General features: G+C 52.5%; 13 protein-coding genes. 4 read left to right on the forward strand and 9 right to left on the reverse strand.

The features are described from left to right. Nucleotides 1-101: 101 nt before the first annotated feature. From VXK30_RS09995 to VXK30_RS10025, 7 genes are all read right to left on the reverse strand, one after another. Nucleotides 102-1,304, reverse strand: a complete 1,203-nt coding sequence (locus VXK30_RS09995) for an ABC transporter substrate-binding protein (RefSeq protein ID WP_275717472.1) — start codon at nucleotides 1,302-1,304, stop codon at nucleotides 102-104. A 3-nt stretch (nucleotides 1,305-1,307) separates the two neighbouring features. Beyond that, nucleotides 1,308-2,120, reverse strand: coding sequence for an ABC transporter permease (locus VXK30_RS10000; protein ID WP_275717474.1), 813 nt, complete (start codon nucleotides 2,118-2,120; stop codon nucleotides 1,308-1,310). After that, nucleotides 2,117-2,935: an ABC transporter permease gene (locus VXK30_RS10005; RefSeq protein WP_275717476.1), complete on the reverse strand. Its 819-nt coding sequence runs from the start codon at nucleotides 2,933-2,935 to the stop codon at nucleotides 2,117-2,119. The genes VXK30_RS10000 and VXK30_RS10005 overlap by 4 nt, the downstream gene beginning before the upstream one ends. Before the next feature lie 2 nt (nucleotides 2,936-2,937). Further along, complete coding sequence (gene potA, locus VXK30_RS10010) at nucleotides 2,938-4,071, reverse strand: spermidine/putrescine ABC transporter ATP-binding protein (protein ID WP_275717478.1); 1,134 nt, start codon at nucleotides 4,069-4,071, stop codon at nucleotides 2,938-2,940. Nucleotides 4,072-4,440: 369 nt separating this feature from the next. Continuing rightward, nucleotides 4,441-5,871 carry a C40 family peptidase gene (locus VXK30_RS10015; protein WP_275717481.1) on the reverse strand — a complete coding sequence of 477 codons (1,431 nt, stop codon included), beginning with the start codon at nucleotides 5,869-5,871 and terminating at the stop codon, nucleotides 4,441-4,443. Nucleotides 5,872-6,259: 388 nt separating this feature from the next. Then, the gene (locus VXK30_RS10020; RefSeq protein WP_275717482.1) at nucleotides 6,260-7,618 is read right to left on the reverse strand and encodes a UDP-N-acetylmuramoyl-tripeptide--D-alanyl-D-alanine ligase; all 1,359 of its coding nucleotides are present in this window, start codon (nucleotides 7,616-7,618) and stop codon (nucleotides 6,260-6,262) included. Between the two features lie 8 nt (nucleotides 7,619-7,626). After that, entirely contained in the window at nucleotides 7,627-9,081 is a 1,455-nt protein-coding gene (locus tag VXK30_RS10025; RefSeq protein ID WP_275717483.1) for a UDP-N-acetylmuramoyl-L-alanyl-D-glutamate--2,6-diaminopimelate ligase, read from the reverse strand. 335 nt (nucleotides 9,082-9,416) lie between these two features. Between VXK30_RS10025 and VXK30_RS10030 the strand changes: the two genes are divergently transcribed. Beyond that, nucleotides 9,417-10,781 (forward strand): radical SAM protein, encoded by a 1,365-nt coding sequence (locus VXK30_RS10030; RefSeq protein ID WP_275717485.1) that lies wholly within the window; start codon nucleotides 9,417-9,419, stop codon nucleotides 10,779-10,781. Between the two features lie 81 nt (nucleotides 10,782-10,862). On the opposite strand, the gene VXK30_RS10035 is transcribed toward VXK30_RS10030, so the two are convergent. Together VXK30_RS10035 and VXK30_RS10040 are read right to left on the reverse strand one after the other, a co-directional pair. Beyond that, on the reverse strand, nucleotides 10,863-12,053 hold the full coding sequence (locus tag VXK30_RS10035) for a glycosyltransferase (protein ID WP_275717487.1): 1,191 nt from the start codon (nucleotides 12,051-12,053) through the stop codon (nucleotides 10,863-10,865). Further along, nucleotides 12,053-13,117 carry a glycosyltransferase family 2 protein gene (locus tag VXK30_RS10040; RefSeq protein WP_275717489.1) on the reverse strand — a complete coding sequence of 355 codons (1,065 nt, stop codon included), beginning with the start codon at nucleotides 13,115-13,117 and terminating at the stop codon, nucleotides 12,053-12,055. The genes VXK30_RS10035 and VXK30_RS10040 overlap by 1 nt, the downstream gene beginning before the upstream one ends. Nucleotides 13,118-13,384: 267 nt before the next feature. Between VXK30_RS10040 and VXK30_RS10045 the strand changes: the two genes are divergently transcribed. The 3 genes from VXK30_RS10045 to VXK30_RS10055 all read left to right on the forward strand — a co-directional run bounded on the left by VXK30_RS10045 (nucleotide 13,385) and on the right by VXK30_RS10055 (nucleotide 15,994). Then, nucleotides 13,385-14,638, forward strand: a complete 1,254-nt coding sequence (locus tag VXK30_RS10045) for a glycosyltransferase (RefSeq protein ID WP_275717491.1) — start codon at nucleotides 13,385-13,387, stop codon at nucleotides 14,636-14,638. A 301-nt stretch (nucleotides 14,639-14,939) separates the two neighbouring features. After that, entirely contained in the window at nucleotides 14,940-15,617 is a 678-nt protein-coding gene (locus VXK30_RS10050; RefSeq protein WP_275717493.1) for a DUF421 domain-containing protein, read from the forward strand. After that, nucleotides 15,614-15,994, forward strand: a complete 381-nt coding sequence (locus VXK30_RS10055; RefSeq protein ID WP_275717495.1) for a DUF4363 family protein — start codon at nucleotides 15,614-15,616, stop codon at nucleotides 15,992-15,994. Before VXK30_RS10050 ends, VXK30_RS10055 begins: the two co-directional genes overlap by 4 nt. The last annotated feature ends 16 nt before the right edge of the window (nucleotides 15,995-16,010 follow it).

Consider the following 16,010-nt stretch of genomic DNA (forward strand, 5'->3'; position numbering starts at 1 on the left):
GCCGAAAATGCCTTCATTTACATGAGATGGGATAAAATCGCAAAGCCCGCGGCGCATAAACGCCGCGGGCTTTTATCCTTTTCATTTTCAAAAATGCAATTTTATTGCAGTTCGCGTTTCGCTTTCATTTTTTTATAAACAACAATTCCGATATAGAGCAGCAAAAAACCCAAGAGAACCGCGACCAAGGTCGCCGTCTGGCCGGGGCCGCCCATTTTTACTTCCGCCCAAAGCGTATCCAGCAGCAGATTGGTGTCCTCGGGAAGGTTGACAAAGGTTTCCGATTTGTCCAAAATTTCCTTGTCGGGATAAAAAATGGGATTGTTGACGGTTTCTTCCGGCAAAAGCTCCTTGGCGGCCGACTCCGGCGTGGAGTAACCGATATAGTCCACGTTCGCCGCGGCTATTTCGGGATCGCAGAGAAAGTTGATGTACGCCTCGGCCTCTTTTTTGTGCTGGGCGCCGGTCGGAATGCAGATCGCATCGACAAAGAAGTTTGTCCCCTCCTTTGTCGGAATGGCAAACCCGATGTCCGGGTTATCTTCCACCAGGGTGGCGGCGTCCCCCGCGTAATACGGGGCAAGCCAGGCGTCGCCGCTGGACATTTTGTCAAAGATCTGATCCATGACATAGGCCTGAACAAGCGGCTTCTGCTCTTTTAAAAGCTTCGCGGCGTTCTCCCACTCCTCCACATTCGTGCTGTTGTAGGAATAGCCGAGAATTTTCTGCGCGATGCCGAAGGAATCGCGCGGGTTGTCAAACATCAGGATTTTTCCCGCGTACTTTTTATCCCACAGGATTTCCCAGCTGGCGACCGGTTCTTTTACGTATTTTTTATTGTAAAAAATACCGACTACCCCCCAGGTGTAGGGGACGGAATATTCATTTTTCGGATCGTATTTCGGGTTGCGGAACTGTTCGTCGATATACTGGAAATTCGGGATGTTGCTGAAATCCAGCTTTTCAATCATTTTCTCGTCAATCAGCTTGGAAATCATATAATCCGAAGGAATGATAATGTCGTAGTTCGCCCCGCCGTTGGCAAGCTTAGAGTAAAGGGATTCGTTGGTATCGAACGTGGTATAGTTCACGTCGATGCCGGTCCGTTTGGTAAACTCCTTGTTGACGTCAAGCGTATCGTCGACGCCGTTCGAAATATACTCGCCCCAGTTGTACACATTGATGGTCACCCCTGTTTTCGGCGCGGCGGGCTGTCCGGGTTCTTCCGAAGACGCAAACGCCGACGGACTGACAGCGGCGGCAAGCAGTACGGCAGCTGCCAGAGCTGCAATCGTTTTTTTCAAATCTCACGCCTCCTCAATCAGGTTTTCTTCCGCTTTCCTGTCTTTTGACTGGCGAAGGTTGACAATGATGAGCAGCACCATGATCGTGCCGAACAGCAATGTGGACAGCGCGTTGATCTCAGGGCTGATTCTCTTTCTCGTCATGGAATAGATAAAGATCGGAAGCGTCTGCGTGGTACCGCTTGTAAAATAGCTGATGACAAAATCGTCTATGGAAAGGGTGAAGGCCATAATCATGCCCGTCACAATCCCCGGCATGATTTCCGGCAGAACCACCTTAAAAAAGGCAAGAACCGGGCTGCACCCAAGGTCCTGGGCCGCTTCATACAGATGGGAATCCATCTGCCGGAGCTTCGGCATGACGGACAGGATCACATAGGGCAGACAGAAGGTAATGTGCGCCAGTATCAGGGAAAACATGCCGAGCGATATGTTCCCCATGCCCTTTGCGAAAAACACAAACAGAAGCATCAGCGAAACGCCGGTGACAATCTCGGGATTGACCATGGGCAGATTGGTTACATTCATCACCATGCGCTTCATCCATTTGTTCATGCCGTTGATGCCGATGGCCGCGGCCGTCCCCAGAACGGTGGAAACGACCGCCGCGATCACCGCGATGACCAGCGTGTTTCTCAGAGCGTTCAGGAGCATGCCGTCCTGCATCAGCTGCGCGTACCACTTAAAAGAGAAGCCCGACCAGACGGAACGGCTCATGGTGGTGGAATTATTAAAGGAAAAAACGATCAGTACGAAAATCGGCGCGTAGAGGAACAGGAACAGGACGGCGGAATAAATCCTTGAAATTGTTTTCATATCATGATTCCTCCCCCGTTGTTCTCCCCTTCGTCAAACTGGTTCATAATCCCCATGCAGATGAGAATCAGCACCATGAGGACCAGCGAAATGGCGGAACCTAAGTTCGGGTTGTACGCGCTTCCCAGGAATTGCATGTCGATCAGGTCGCCGATCATCAGGTTTGCGCCGCCGCCGAGCATTTTGGAAATGATAAAGGTGCTGACCGCCGGTACAAAAACCATGGTGATCCCGGAAATCACCCCGGGCATGCTCATGGGAAAAGTGACCTTTGAAAACACCTGCATCTGATTCGCGCCGAGGTCCTGCGCCGCTTCAATCACGCTGGAATCGATTTTGGTCAGTACGGAGTAAAGCGGCAGGATCATATACGGAATATAGTTGTAGACCATTCCGAGCACGACCGCGCCCTGCGTATTGATCAAATGCAGCTTTCCCAGGCCGAAGGACGCAAGCAGGCTGTTGATGATGCCGTTGTCCTCCAGCAGGGTCATCCAGGCGTAGGTACGGAGCAGAAAGTTCATCCACATCGGCAGCATGACGAGCATAATCATCATGCCTTGCCTGCGCGCGCTGATGTGGGAAATAATATAGGCAAGCGGATACCCCAGCAGCAGGGAGATCACGGTGGCCAGAGCGCCCAGCCAGATGGAGCGCAGAAAGACGTTGGAATACTGTCCGACTTCGGCGATATTTTTGAAGGTAAACGCCCCGCTTTTATCGGTGAACGCAAAAATAACGACCAGAATCATCGGAACAATAATAAAAATGGACATCCATGCAGCATAAGGAGCCGCGGCTGATTTTGCTTTCATTCTTAATTCCCGACCTCCCCTTCTTCGGGCAGAGGCTGACTGTCCTCGTCCATTTCGTCACTGAAGGTGCTGTAGTCGCCGAACATGCCGGAATATTCCGATTTGTGCATAATGTGGATATCGTCGGGCTGAAGCATCATTCCTATTTTTTTGCCGACCTCCTGAAAATCGGTCGACTGAATCATCCATTTAAATCCGCGGACGTCCACGATGATTTCGTAATGAACGCCCTTGAAGGTCACGCTGGTGACAATTCCGGTCAGATGGCTGGTATCCGGCTCCACCACGTCGATGTCCTCCGGGCGGATCACCACGTCCACCGGCTCGTCCGGCTGAAAACCCTTGTCGACACATTGGAAGGGATGGCCCGCGAATTCCACAAGGTAATCCTCGTGCATGACCCCGTCCAGGATATTGCTTTCGCCGATAAAATCAGCGACAAAAGCATTTTCCGGCTCATTGTAGATATCGCGCGGAGAGCCGATCTGCTGAATGGCACCCCTGTCCATGACCACAACGGTGTCGGACATGGAAAGCGCTTCTTCCTGGTCATGGGTAACAAAAACAAAAGTGATTCCGGTCTGCTGCTGTATCTTTTTAAGCTCGGCCTGCATATCTTTTCGCAGCTTTAAATCAAGCGCACCCAATGGTTCGTCAAGGAGCAAAACTTTCGGTTCGTTCGCAAGCGCCCTCGCGATGGCAACGCGCTGCTGCTGACCGCCGGAAAGCAGATTGACATTTCTGTGCGCAAAACCGTTCAGGTTGACAAGGTTGAGCATTTCCTTCACTGTGGCTTTGATCTGGCTTTCGCTCTTGCCGTGCACCCTCATGCCAAACGCGACGTTGTCGTACACGTTCAGATGCGGAAACAGGGCATATTTCTGAAAGATGGTGTTGACCTCCCTTTTATGCGGCGGAAGATCGTTGATTTTTTTGCCATTGAAAAAAACATCGCCCGTGTCCGGTTTGACAAAGCCGCCGATGATCCTGAGGGTTGTCGTTTTTCCACAACCGGAAGGTCCGAGCAGGGTGACAAATTCACCGTCCCTGATGCTGAGGTTAAAATCCTTCAGCACAATTTCTCCGTCAAACGATACCACGATGTTGTTCAATGAAATGATAGATGGATTTTCCAAATAGTGCATCCCCTTTGCGGTAAAATTAGTTACGTCAAGCCAAGCGGTTAAACGCAATCCCAGCCACGCCGTTGCCACTGCCCTCCGCAAAGGATTTTTCGCGGTCATTGCTGACTGCGGCAGTGAAGCGCCGCCGATATAGAATTCAGATGCAAACGCAACATATCAAATATAGTGGCATAAATACGATTTGTCAAGATTTTTTTGAATATTTCATCAAATTCCTATTGATTTTTTAAATTACACATGAATTTAATTAATTTTTCTCTGTTTTCCGCTGAAATGCTCTGTTTTTCTCCAGACAAAATAATTGTTAATTAGATGAAAAAATCCCGCAGTTTCCTGCGGGATTTTTGAGAAATCAATGTTTTATTTTTTAATAAGAACCGCTGCCGTTTTTTTCCGTAAGGCCCGGATCCTTTTCACCGTCATAAAGACGCCGGACAAAAACGCCGACAACAGCACGACGCTGAAAACCATACCGCCGTCGGAGCCGGAAGCTTCCTGTACGCTTCTGTCAGCCGCCGCGGCGTTGACGGCGGGAATCATGTTGCTGAAGACGATGGTCCCGGATTTGCTTTCCACAGCAGTTTCAGAGGAAAGGCTCTTCTCCGCAACGGAGGAAACCGGCTGCGCCGGGGCTTTCACCGCGGCATCCGAATAAAGGACGCTCAGGGCGGCCTGATCCAGAATTCCGGTCTGCGCAAGACCGGAAGCCTTCTGGTAGGCCAGAACGGCCTGTTTGGTAAGGTCCCCGTAGTAAATGGTCGGGTCGCCGGTCATATAGCCCAAAGCGATCAGCCTTTTCTGCATGGAAAGAACCAGCGAGGAATGCATGCCGGGCGTAACGGTTCCCGGCTTCGGATTTTTCACCGCGCCGGACGCAAACAGCTTCGCCTGTGTGGCCGGATCGGCAATGCCGGTGGAATTGATCCCCGCCGCGCCCTGAAACGCGCTGACGGCGTCGGACACGCAGTAATCGTAATAATTGTTTACCGATTCATAATAGTACCCAAGGTCCTTCAGACGCTGCTGCAGCTTTTCCACATCCGCGCCTTTGGAATCCGCCTGAAGCGTGATATAAGGCGTTTTACCCGTTGTACCCAAGGACTCCGCAGCAGCCTGAATGGCCTCTCCGGAGGAAGCGGTCAGTGCGCCGGAAGCGCCGAACGTATAGGTAACGCCAGAAATGGTTCTGGTCGTATTGACGACATACTGGCCGTTTTCATAGTAATACTTCTGGCCGTTGAAGCTTGCAAAGCCTGTGGTCGGATATGTAATCTGGGGCAGTTTGAACCACATGGTCCATTTCGGCTTGTCGCGGCCGAAGACCTTCTCATATTTTATATTGACCCCCGTCGCACGGTTGTCCACCGCCATGTTATTGCCGACGTAAACGCCGACATGGCCCGGCTGATACAGAATCAGCCCGTGGATTCGCGGCAGAGAGGAGGAATCGGAATAATTGATTTTACCCTTTGCGCTGGCGGAATCGAGCATCCCGCCGGAGCTTCCGGCTACGGAAACCAGACTGGGTCTGGGATCGCTGGAATCGCCTGTCCACCAAAGATACGATTTGATCAGGCCGGAGCAGTCGGTTCCGCGTACTCCGCCGGAAAACTGGCCGTATCCGCCGGCACGGTATTTCCATCCCTCCTGATAGGCCTTGAGGACATGTTCGGAAAGTCCGACTCCTGTTTTGGCGCTTGCCGCGCTGACGGCTGAAGAAACATTCATCGAAAGGATCGCGATCAGAACTGCCGCGACAAACGCTGATAGAAACCCGAACCCCTTTTTCATTTTAACCTCCTGCTGCACTTCCGTTACTCTTTTTTCTACTTTCTGTCTGTAAAAAATGATACATATTCGTTACACATATTACAAATTAGTAACATTTTAACACATGTTTTTCCGGAACGCAACAGGCAAAGATCAGAATTATGAAAAAATTCACAATTTGCGGCAACTTTTAAATGTTAAAATTGTTAAATAATTATCTTACAGCAATTCCATTTCAGTTTGCGAGACAAAGGACGTCACTCCCCTGCCGAAGGCGGGGGAGTGACGCAAGCTTGTTACAAAATCAACTGGAAATGATGTATTTTTGGAAACCAAAGCGGCGGACTAAAAAAGTCCGCCGCGGGAGTGTGTTGAAAAAGAGGAAGGCGTAAAGAGGAGATCGTTCTTTTTAAAGAAGGGCTTTGACGATCTGATCGGTTTTCATTCCGCGGGAGCCCTTGACAAGCACCACGTCTCCCCCGGTCAGAAGGGATTTGAGCTTTGCAATCGCTTCCGCATTGTCCGCGCAGGAATAGCAGACGAAGTCCGGATTGACGCTGCGCGCCCCTTCGGCGATTTCCCTGGCCCGCTCGCCGACCGTCAAAACGATGTCCACCCCCGCCCGGGCGGCATACGCGCCCACGCCAAAATGCGCCTGCCGGGAAAAATCGCCGAGCTCCAGCATATCGGCCAGCACCGCAATGCGCTTGCCCGTACGGAAGCCGCACAGGACGTCGACGCTGCTTCTGATCGCGTCGGGGCTGGCGTTATAGGAATCGTCGATGATCGTGACATCGCTGACATGATGGATCTGCTGGCGCATGGCAAGGGGCCGGTACTCCGCAAGCTTTGCAGCGGCCTTTTCCGTCGGGACGCCGAGCGTTCTGGCAACCGCTAAAGCGGCCAGCGCGTTGGTCACGTTATGAAGCCCCAGCGCCGGAAGCTCCACCTCACAGGACCCGCCCGGCATTATTAGAGTGAACCGGGTGGACGAGGCCGCCGTGCGGATATTTTCCGCCCGGAAATCGCACCAGGAAGCGGTGCCGAACCAGACGATTCTGATTCCCGGTTTTCCGCGCAGGCCCGCAAGGAGCGCGTCGTCCCCGTTCAGAAACAGGATGGAATCCTTATGGAAGCAATCGGTAATATGCAGCTTTTCGCTCAAAATATTCTGCTGTGTTTTCAGCTGCTCGATATGGGAAATGCCGATATTGGTCATAACGGCATAGTCCGGCGCGGCGATCTGCGCCAGACGGCTCATCTCGCCGAAATTGCTCATCCCCATCTCCACCACGGCGGCCTGATGCGTGTCGGAAACCCGGAACATGGTCAGCGGAAGCCCGATCTGGCTGTTATAGTTTCCCTCGGTCTTCATCACGTTGAACGAGCCGGAAAGCGCGAGGGCGACCATTTCCTTCGTGGTCGTTTTGCCTACGCTTCCCGTAATTCCGACAAACGGAATATGGAACCGCTGCCGGTAAACGGCCGCGATCCTCTGCAGGGCCTGTTCCGTATTCTGCACGCGGATCCATGCGTGAGAGTCAATCATCCCGTCGTGCTCCTGTGTGAGCGTTGCGGCAGCCCCCGCCGCAAAAGTCGCGCTGATAAACGAATGGGCGTCCGTCTTTTCCCCCACGATGGGGACAAAGAGGGTGCCGAACTGGATTTTGCGGCTGTCCGTACTGACCGACGTGATCAGGGTATTGGGATCGCCGCAGAGCAGCTTCCCGCCGCAGGCGGCGATGATTTCTCCAACTGTCATTCTCATACGATCACCTATATTTTTCCGTTGATAATATCCGCGATAACCTCGCGTTCATCCAAATGATATTTGACTCCCTGAATCTCCTGATAATCCTCGTGGCCTTTTCCCGCAAGGACGACGATATCGCCGTCTTCGGCGTTCTCCATGCAGTATTTGATTGCTTCCTTACGGTCGGGAATGACCACATATTTTCCGTCCGTTTTGGCGATACCGACCTTGATGTCCTCAATAATGTCCATGACATCCTCGTAGCGTGAATTATCCGCTGTAATGACGGAAAGGTCGGCGAGCTTTCCGCTGACCTCGCCCATTTCATAGCGGCGGGAACACGCGCGGTTGCCCCCCGCGCCGAACATGCAGATCAGGCGGTGCGGACGGTACTCGCGCAGGGTTTCCAGAATATTTTCCATGCTCAGCGCATTGTGCGCGTAATCGATCAGCAGAGTATAATTTCCGGGAACACTGACCGGTTCTACCCTTCCCTTGACCTTGACCGTGTTCAGCCCTTCGGCAATCGCCTGCGGGGTCACATCAAAATGGCGGCAGACCGCCGCCGCCGCAAGCGCGTTGTAAACGCTGAACCGGCCGGGGATATCCACGTCCACGCCGAAGGCAAGCTGGCCTTGAAGGTCAAAATGAACGCCGAGATAACCCGGACGCGAAATGAGCTTTTCATTGCACGCGCGCAGGCCGGCTTCCTGTGAAAAGCCGTAGGTCTCGATCGCACAGGTGTGGCCTTTGATAATTCCGGGGTAATTTTCATCGTCTATATTGATAATACCGGTCCGGCACTGCCGGAACAGCATGCTTTTGCACTGCAGGTATTCTTCCAGCGTTTTATGCTCGTTTCCGCCGATATGGTCGGGTGAAAAATTGGTGAACAGTCCGATGTCAAAGGCAAAGCCCGACACACGGTGGTCCTTGAGCCCGATGGAGGAGGCCTCGATCACGGCGGCTTTGCAGCCGCTGTCCGCCATTTTGCGCAGGAAACGCTGTACATCGTACGATTCCGGCGTGGTGTTGTTCGTCTGAATCACTTCGCCGCCGACAACCGTCCCGATGGTCCCGATGATGCCGGTCTTGATTCCGCCCGCTTCAAGAATGGAACGGATCATATAGGAAACCGTCGTTTTGCCCTTCGTGCCCGTAATGCCCACCACGCGGAGCCGATCGGCGGGGTGCCCGAAATAGGCCGCCGCCATCACCGCCATGGCATAGCGCGTATTTTCCACCAGGATCACCGCCGCGCCGTGCACCGTTACCGGGCGCTGCGCGACAATCGCGGCCGCGCCGGCGTCCGCCGCCTGCTGCGCAAAGTCGTGGCTGTCGACGGAAGAGCCGCACAGGCACACGAACACGCAGTCTTTGACCACCCTGCGCGAATCGTAAACGATATCGGTTATTTCAACGTCCGTGTCGCCGGAGCAGGTATATTTTAATCCTTTTAGCATATTTTTTAACTGCATAATCCAGCCTCCGTATCCATAATTTAGAGCATTTCCAGTTGATTCTGCAACAAGGTTGCGTTCCTCCCCCGCCGAAGGCGGGGGAGGAACATGTTTTGTCCCGCAAACGTAACCGGAATTGCTATAGAAACTCTTCTGATGATACAATAAAGAGATGTCAAAGTCAATTGTATTAGGCCGGCAACCCTTCTTTATGGTTACATGACACTTTCCCCTTTCTGTATGATATTTGGACTGTGGAACCATTTTGTATAGATACAACCGTTCCGGATAATGCTAACATACAGTCAGACAGCGTACACGGCGCTTAAAACGATAGAAAGGGAGCATGCGTGATGGGAACTGTGAATGAAAAACTGGAATCCTACGGACTGAAAAAAGTATTGAGCTACCTGGACAACAATCCTGAGGAAAACGTACCGAAGGTCTTAAACTGGGTACGCAGATTCGACAAGGAGGATTATTATCACAACGCTTACAATCTGGTTGAAGAAGCGCTGAAAAATCCAGAAAACAACTGGTACAAACTGATTATGAGCCTTTATGACGACATTGATTCCGGTGTCAGGAAAAAAATGTTCGAAAATTTCCTGATCAATTCCTCCATTGTAGGCTGCCAGCGCAAAAATAAAAACGAAGAAAAGTACGACTGCAATATTCCGTGGGCAATCCTGATGGACCCCACCTCCGCGTGCAACCTGCAATGCAAGGGCTGCTGGGCGGCGGATTACGGCAACAAAATGAATATGAGCTTTGAGCTGCTCGACAGCATTATCGAGCAGGGGAAAAAGCTCGGCACCTATATGTATATCTATTCCGGCGGCGAGCCGCTCGTACGGAAGGACGACATTATCAGGCTGTGTGAAAAGCACAACGACTGCGAATTTCTGGCCTTTACAAATGCAACGCTCATCGACGAAGCGTTCGCGGACGAAATGCTGCGGGTAAAGAATTTCGTGCCCGCAATCAGCGTGGAGGGCTTTGAAGAAGCCACCGACTCCCGCCGCGGAGAAGGCACCTATCAGGCGGTCGTCAAAGCGATGGGGATTTTAAAGGAGAAAAAGCTTCCGTTCGGCATCTCCTGCTGCTATACCAGCCAGAACACCGACGTGATCGGCAGCGAGGAATACTTTGACGACATGATCGCGAAAGGCGCGAAATTCGCGTGGTTCTTCACCTATATGCCGGTCGGGGCCGACGCGGTTCCCGAGCTGATGGCTTCTGCGGAGCAAAGGGAGTTCATGTATCACCAGATCCGGAAATTCAGGGGGACAAAGCCGCTGTTCACCATGGACTTCTGGAACGACGGCGAGTATGTACAGGGATGCATCGCGGGCGGACGCTGCTACCTGCACATCAACGCGAACGGGGATATCGAGCCGTGCGCGTTCATCCATTACGCCGATTCCAACATCAAAGACAAAACCCTTCTGGAAGCGTACCAGTCCCCGCTGTTCATGCAGTACCGCAGGAACCAGCCGTTTAACGGAAACCACCTGCGCCCCTGCCCGCTGCTCGACAATCCGGGCAGGCTGTCCGACATGGTACACAAGTCCGGCGCGCAATCCACGGACATGACTCATCCCGAGAATGTTGAGGAGTTGAGCGCAAAATGCGTCAACGCCGCAAAGAACTGGGCTCCCGTCGCGGGAAGGCTCTGGGACGAGTCCCATCCGGAAGAACAGGAAAATGCGGGCTGACCGCCCCATAAAAAACGGCAGACTTTGCCGTCAGCCGAAAAAAAGCTCTCGCTTTGGTACCAAAGCGAGAGCTTTTTTCTGTCAGTTGCCGCTGATCAGCGCATACAGCTTTTTGATTTCCTCTTCATTGGTATAATCACACTGCGCCAGAGCCTGTGAAAATTCCGCGCGTCTTTCCTCATGCAGCAGCAAATCTTCCAAACCCGCTTCTACTCCTTCGCTGTCCATGGGAACGATCAGTCCGTTTCTGCCGGAATCGATCTGGTCGCGGGCCGTGGAAAAATCGGTGAGCAGGATCGGGCGGCACATGACCATCGCCTCGTCTACGGCGATGGATTTGCCCTCGAACCGGGACGGCTGCAGGTAGATATCACAAGCCTTCAGATACGGGTACGGATTGGGACGCTCCCCCATGAACCGGACGGTATCGCCGATGCCGAGTTCCCGGATCATCGCCTCCAGATTTTCTTTTTCCGGGCCGATTCCGATGATATACCACTTGAAGCGAAGCCCCTTCTTCTTTAAAGCGGCAATGGCGGGCAGCGCAATGTCAAGCCCCTTCTGATGGGAAAGACGGGCAATGGACAGTACGCGCAGACCGGAGAAATCGTCTTCAAAGTCGGCGGGCTCCCCGGCCATCTGGCGCATGAAGGTGGAAGAGATGATATTGTAGATCACATGGAACCGGTCGGAGTACTCTGGAAAGGTGTTCTCAAGCGCGGTCTTACAGGATTCGGAAACCGTGCACAGCGCGTTCAGCTTTCCGACAAATGCGCGGTCAAACCCGCTGTTCAACCCCATCGCCGTATAATCGCCGTGGATAAATCCGATCTTGACGGGGCTTTTGACCTTGGTCACGGCGTAATAAATCGGCTGGCCCTCCATAAAGGCCACCACCGCGTCGTATTCCTTTCGGGAAGGCCGTATAAAACGCCTTTCCACATTCCACATGCGCACCAGCCGCTCGCCCATGGTCCCGCGCAGACCGGCAAAGGTAACCAGAAGGCGGCAGAGCGCAATCAGCGGATGCCCCTTTCTGACGATGGCAAAAAAGGCCTGACGGATATTTAATTTGTACTCCGCCGGAAAAAGCGGAGGCAGAAGGTTCGCCTTCGGTGAAACGCGGCTCAGAAACAGGCCGTCGTTCGCGAAAAGCTGAAGGTCAACCTCATAATTTTCATAATCGAACAGAGACAGCACCGTAACCAGGCTTTTTTCAATGCCGCCGCTGTGCAGGCTGTAATTGATAAAAAGAACACGTTTTTTCGCCATTATCGTTTCCCCGCGTTTTTCAACAGCATATTGGAATAAATCCGGTAGAACAAATAGACGGCCGGCGCGTTTTTGGAGCGGATCAGCCGGAGGATGATCCTGTCCGCACGGGTGCCGTTTTTCAGGTAGTCGGAACGGGCCGCAACCCTGAGCACCGGATTCCGAAGAATACCGCGCACCTCTTTGTATCTTTTCGCAAAGCCCACATCGTTATTGGGGCTGAAACAGTTGACCAGAGAGGAATGCGCCGCGCTGCGGAGAATCCAAGCAAGATGGCGTTCCCCATACTGGGCGTAAAGGCCGTTTTTCTGCAGGAAATTGCGTACCACATGGTAGCAGGCGGTCATCATCTCCATTTTGCGGGGACGGTACCGGGTGCTTAACGATTCGGGATTATAACGGTAATGGTAATAGGCTCCTCCAAGAATAAGCACTTTGTCCGTCAGGCAGTGTGCCATGATCGATACCGGAAGATCCTCCAGCATAATTTCCTGCTCATTGAAATACGAAAGGCGATTTTCCAGGAACCACTCACGGCGGAAAAACCTGCGCCATGCGCAGCCGAGCATCTCTACCTGCCGCCAGGGGCTGTCCGCCGGGTCGGGACCGATCAGCTCCCGGAGCAGGATTTCCCGCGTCTCCCGATCGAAGGCCGGGAAACTCACCGGCAGCTTGCAGACGCGGTGCTCATCCGCTTTACTGTTTTCGCGTACAAAGTTAAAGACCACCATATCCGCGGCACATTTTTCCGCAGAGGAATACAAATTCTGCAGTGCCTCCGGGTCAAGCCAGTCGTCGGAATCCACAAAAGACAGGTATTTTCCGGTGGCGCGGGCGGCGCCGTAATTGCGGGTATCTCCCAGCCCCCCATGGGGCTTGTCCAGCACCCTGACACGGGAGTCCTTTTCATACGTCCGCGCAAGCTCCAGCGAACGGTCGGTCGATGCGTCGTTTACTAAAAGAATTTCTATATCCGTCAGCGTCTGCGCCAAAATGCTTTCGACACACTGCGCCAAATACTTTTCCACGTTGTATACCGGTATAACCACACTTACTTTTGGCAAAACCAGACCTCCTTCTCTTCGTCACCCCGGCGGCAGCGTCCTTTTCCGGATACAGCGCCGGGTATCCTTTCCAGCCCCCGCGTCAAACCGGTTAAGAACCGGGAAACAGGCGCCGGTCAACGTATTCGCATATAAAAATACATCTTATGATACCATTTTCTGTGAACCAATACAAGATTATTTTGCAGCAGCGTGTTGAAATGCAGCATTTTGTATGCTATTCTTTTATATATTTCTATTTTAAATCGATCAGGAGGCTGTTTTCCGATGAAGGACTGCCTGGTATTGTTAACGAAAACGTTCCCTTTCGACAAGGGGGAAGAATTTATAGAGGACGAGCTCCCTCTTCTGGCGAAAGCATTCGATCAGGTCATCATCGTGGCCACAAGCACTGCCGACAACCCGGTACAGACAAGAGGCGTGCCGAAAAACGTCTGCGTCCGCAACATCCGCGCATCCAAAGTCAAACGCAGCCTTGCCGGAGCGGTGGCAAGACAGTTTCCCTTTAAGGACTACAAGGGCTATTCCGGAAAAGACGAGCGGAACGCCGTGAAGGGGTCGCTGAAAAAAAGGCTTTATCTGAGTTATTTTATCGCGAAATCGGAAATCGTGTACGATGAAACGGTTAAAATTCTCGCTCCGTATTCCCTGCAGCAATACGACGGCGTAACGTTTTACAGCTATTGGTTCTACGATATCGCCATGGCGGCGGTCAGGCTGAAACGGTACTGCCAGGCAAAAGCCAAGCTGGCCGTCTGCCGGGCGCACGGCTACGACCTTTACGCTTACCGCAACTCCATGAATTATCTGCCGCTGCGGTATTACCTTCTGAAAAACATAGACAAGGTCTACACCTGCTCCCAAGACGGAAACGACTACTTAACCGGCCTGTATCCCCAATACGCGGGAAAAATCCAGACCGCCTATCTGGGTACGCGGGATTATGGAACGACGGAAGCAGACGGAACGGGACCTTTCCAGATTGTCAGCTGCTGCCACATCGTCCCGCTCAAACGCGTGGATTTGCTTGCCAAATCCCTGAGCCTGCTGAACGGCAGCGGTCTTGCGCTGAAATGGACGCATTTCGGCGGCGGCGGCGCATTGGAAGAGCTGAAAAAATACGCGGCGGAAAATCTGCGGTTTATGGAGTATGATTTCCGGGGAGAAGTGAAAAATTCCGACCTGATGGCCTATTACCAAAACACCCCGGTCGACCTGTTCGTCAACACCAGCAGCACGGAAGGGCTTCCGGTCAGCGTTATGGAAGCCTGCTCGTTCGGAATTCCCGCGATTGCAACGGATGTGGGAGGAACCGGAGAAATCGTCCGCGACGGGGAAACCGGCTTTTTAATCGAGGCGGATTTTACCCCGGACAAGCTGGCTTCGGCCATCCGTTCCGCAGCGGAGTTACCGGAGGAAGAAAGAAAAAAGCTGCGCGAAAACTGCCGGTCGGTTTATCTGAGCACCTTTTGTGCGCAAGACAATTTTGCCGCTTTCGCCCAGCAGATGAAACCGCTCTAAAAAGAACCGCGGCAAAAACATCATCGAAAATACCATGTGCCGAACATGCGCTTTGACAGGCTGAAAAGCCTTTGCAGAGGGCATGTTTTTTCATTCAGACAGTCGATAAAGTAGCGCAACCGCAAAATTGTTTTACAATTTTACTTACTGCGTTGGCTGCGCTCGCACGATTTCTCGACGCCTGGCAGTTTTTCGACACACTCAGATTTCCTGCATTTCTCCGTTTCCACGAGACCCTTTGATTTCGGACAAAATGAATAAGCCGCCGCAGGACGAACATACTATCAGCGGTGATAAAAACATGACCATTTCATTTATAAGGACCTTACTGCTCTACATAGTCATTATTGTAGCGGTAAGGCTGATGGGCAAACGGCAGATCAGCGAGCTGCAGACAAGCGAGCTCGTTGTGACCCTTCTGATTTCCGATATTGCGGCAATCCCGATGCAGGACACAGGGCAGCCCCTGGTAAGCGGGTTCATCCCCATCGCGGTGCTTGTGATGTGTGAAATCCTTGTATCCGGCCTGATGCTGAAAAGCACGAAATTCCGAAAGCTGATCTGCGGCAGGCCGATCATCGTAATCAACGACGGCAAGGTGGACCAGAAGGAAATGCGCCGCCTGCGCATGAGCACAGAGGACCTTTCGGAGCAGTTGCGGCAAAAAAACGTGTTCAGCTTTGAGGACGTTGCCTATGCGATTGTGGAGACAAACGGAAAGATGAGCGTCATCAAAAAGCCGGACAAGGAACAGCCGACCGCCGGGATGCTGGGCGTGGCGCTGCCGGATACCGGACTCGAAACCGTCGTCATCAGCGACGGGGTCATTTCCGACTTTTCCCTTCAGCTGTGCAACAAAAGCCGGGAATGGCTGGAAGGCGTTCTGCGCGGCAAAAACATCAGCACGGACCAGATTTTTATTATGACGGCCAACAGAAAGGGAGATTTCAATATTATCAAGAAGGATGAAAAGCAATGAAACGTTTATGGGCCTGCGCAGTGATCCTCGTTCTGCTCATAACGGTTTGTACCTATGGAACGGTCAAAACCAAAAAAGTCAGCGAACAGATGACCCAAACCCTCGAAAGCGCCCGACAGGCGGCGCTAAAGGGCGATCTTAAAGAAGCACAGAAGCTGAGTCAAAAGGCCGCGGACGACTGGCACGGCTATCATGAAGTGCTGTGTACCTTCATGCCGCACGCGCCGCTGGAAGCCGTTGACCAGACGCTTTCCGGGCTGCCCATGCTCTGCTATTTTGGGGGAACAGACCAATTCGGGGCGGACTGTGACCGCGGCATCACACAGATCATGTATTTGAACGAATCTCAGTTTCCCACCCTTGAAAATATCTTTTAAGAAAAGAGCGGCAGGT

It is taken from the genome of Caproiciproducens sp. CPB-2 (assembly GCF_036287215.1).
Classification (GTDB): Bacteria; Bacillota; Clostridia; order Oscillospirales; family Acutalibacteraceae; genus Caproiciproducens.

Coding starts and splice junctions, on each gene's coding strand:
- VXK30_RS10050 (WP_275717493.1), top strand. CDS start 14,940: ATGACCATTTCATTTATAAGGACCTTACTGCTCTACATAGTCATTATT.
- VXK30_RS10020 (WP_275717482.1), bottom strand. CDS start 7,618: ATGAGAATGACAGTTGGAGAAATCATCGCCGCCTGCGGCGGGAAGCTG.
- VXK30_RS10035 (WP_275717487.1), bottom strand. CDS start 12,053: ATGGCGAAAAAACGTGTTCTTTTTATCAATTACAGCCTGCACAGCGGC.
- VXK30_RS10025 (WP_275717483.1), bottom strand. CDS start 9,081: ATGCAGTTAAAAAATATGCTAAAAGGATTAAAATATACCTGCTCCGGC.
- VXK30_RS10045 (WP_275717491.1), top strand. CDS start 13,385: ATGAAGGACTGCCTGGTATTGTTAACGAAAACGTTCCCTTTCGACAAG.
- VXK30_RS10030 (WP_275717485.1), top strand. CDS start 9,417: ATGGGAACTGTGAATGAAAAACTGGAATCCTACGGACTGAAAAAAGTA.
- VXK30_RS10000 (WP_275717474.1), bottom strand. CDS start 2,120: ATGAAAACAATTTCAAGGATTTATTCCGCCGTCCTGTTCCTGTTCCTC.
- VXK30_RS10015 (WP_275717481.1), bottom strand. CDS start 5,871: ATGAAAAAGGGGTTCGGGTTTCTATCAGCGTTTGTCGCGGCAGTTCTG.
- VXK30_RS10005 (WP_275717476.1), bottom strand. CDS start 2,935: ATGAAAGCAAAATCAGCCGCGGCTCCTTATGCTGCATGGATGTCCATT.
- VXK30_RS10055 (WP_275717495.1), top strand. CDS start 15,614: ATGAAACGTTTATGGGCCTGCGCAGTGATCCTCGTTCTGCTCATAACG.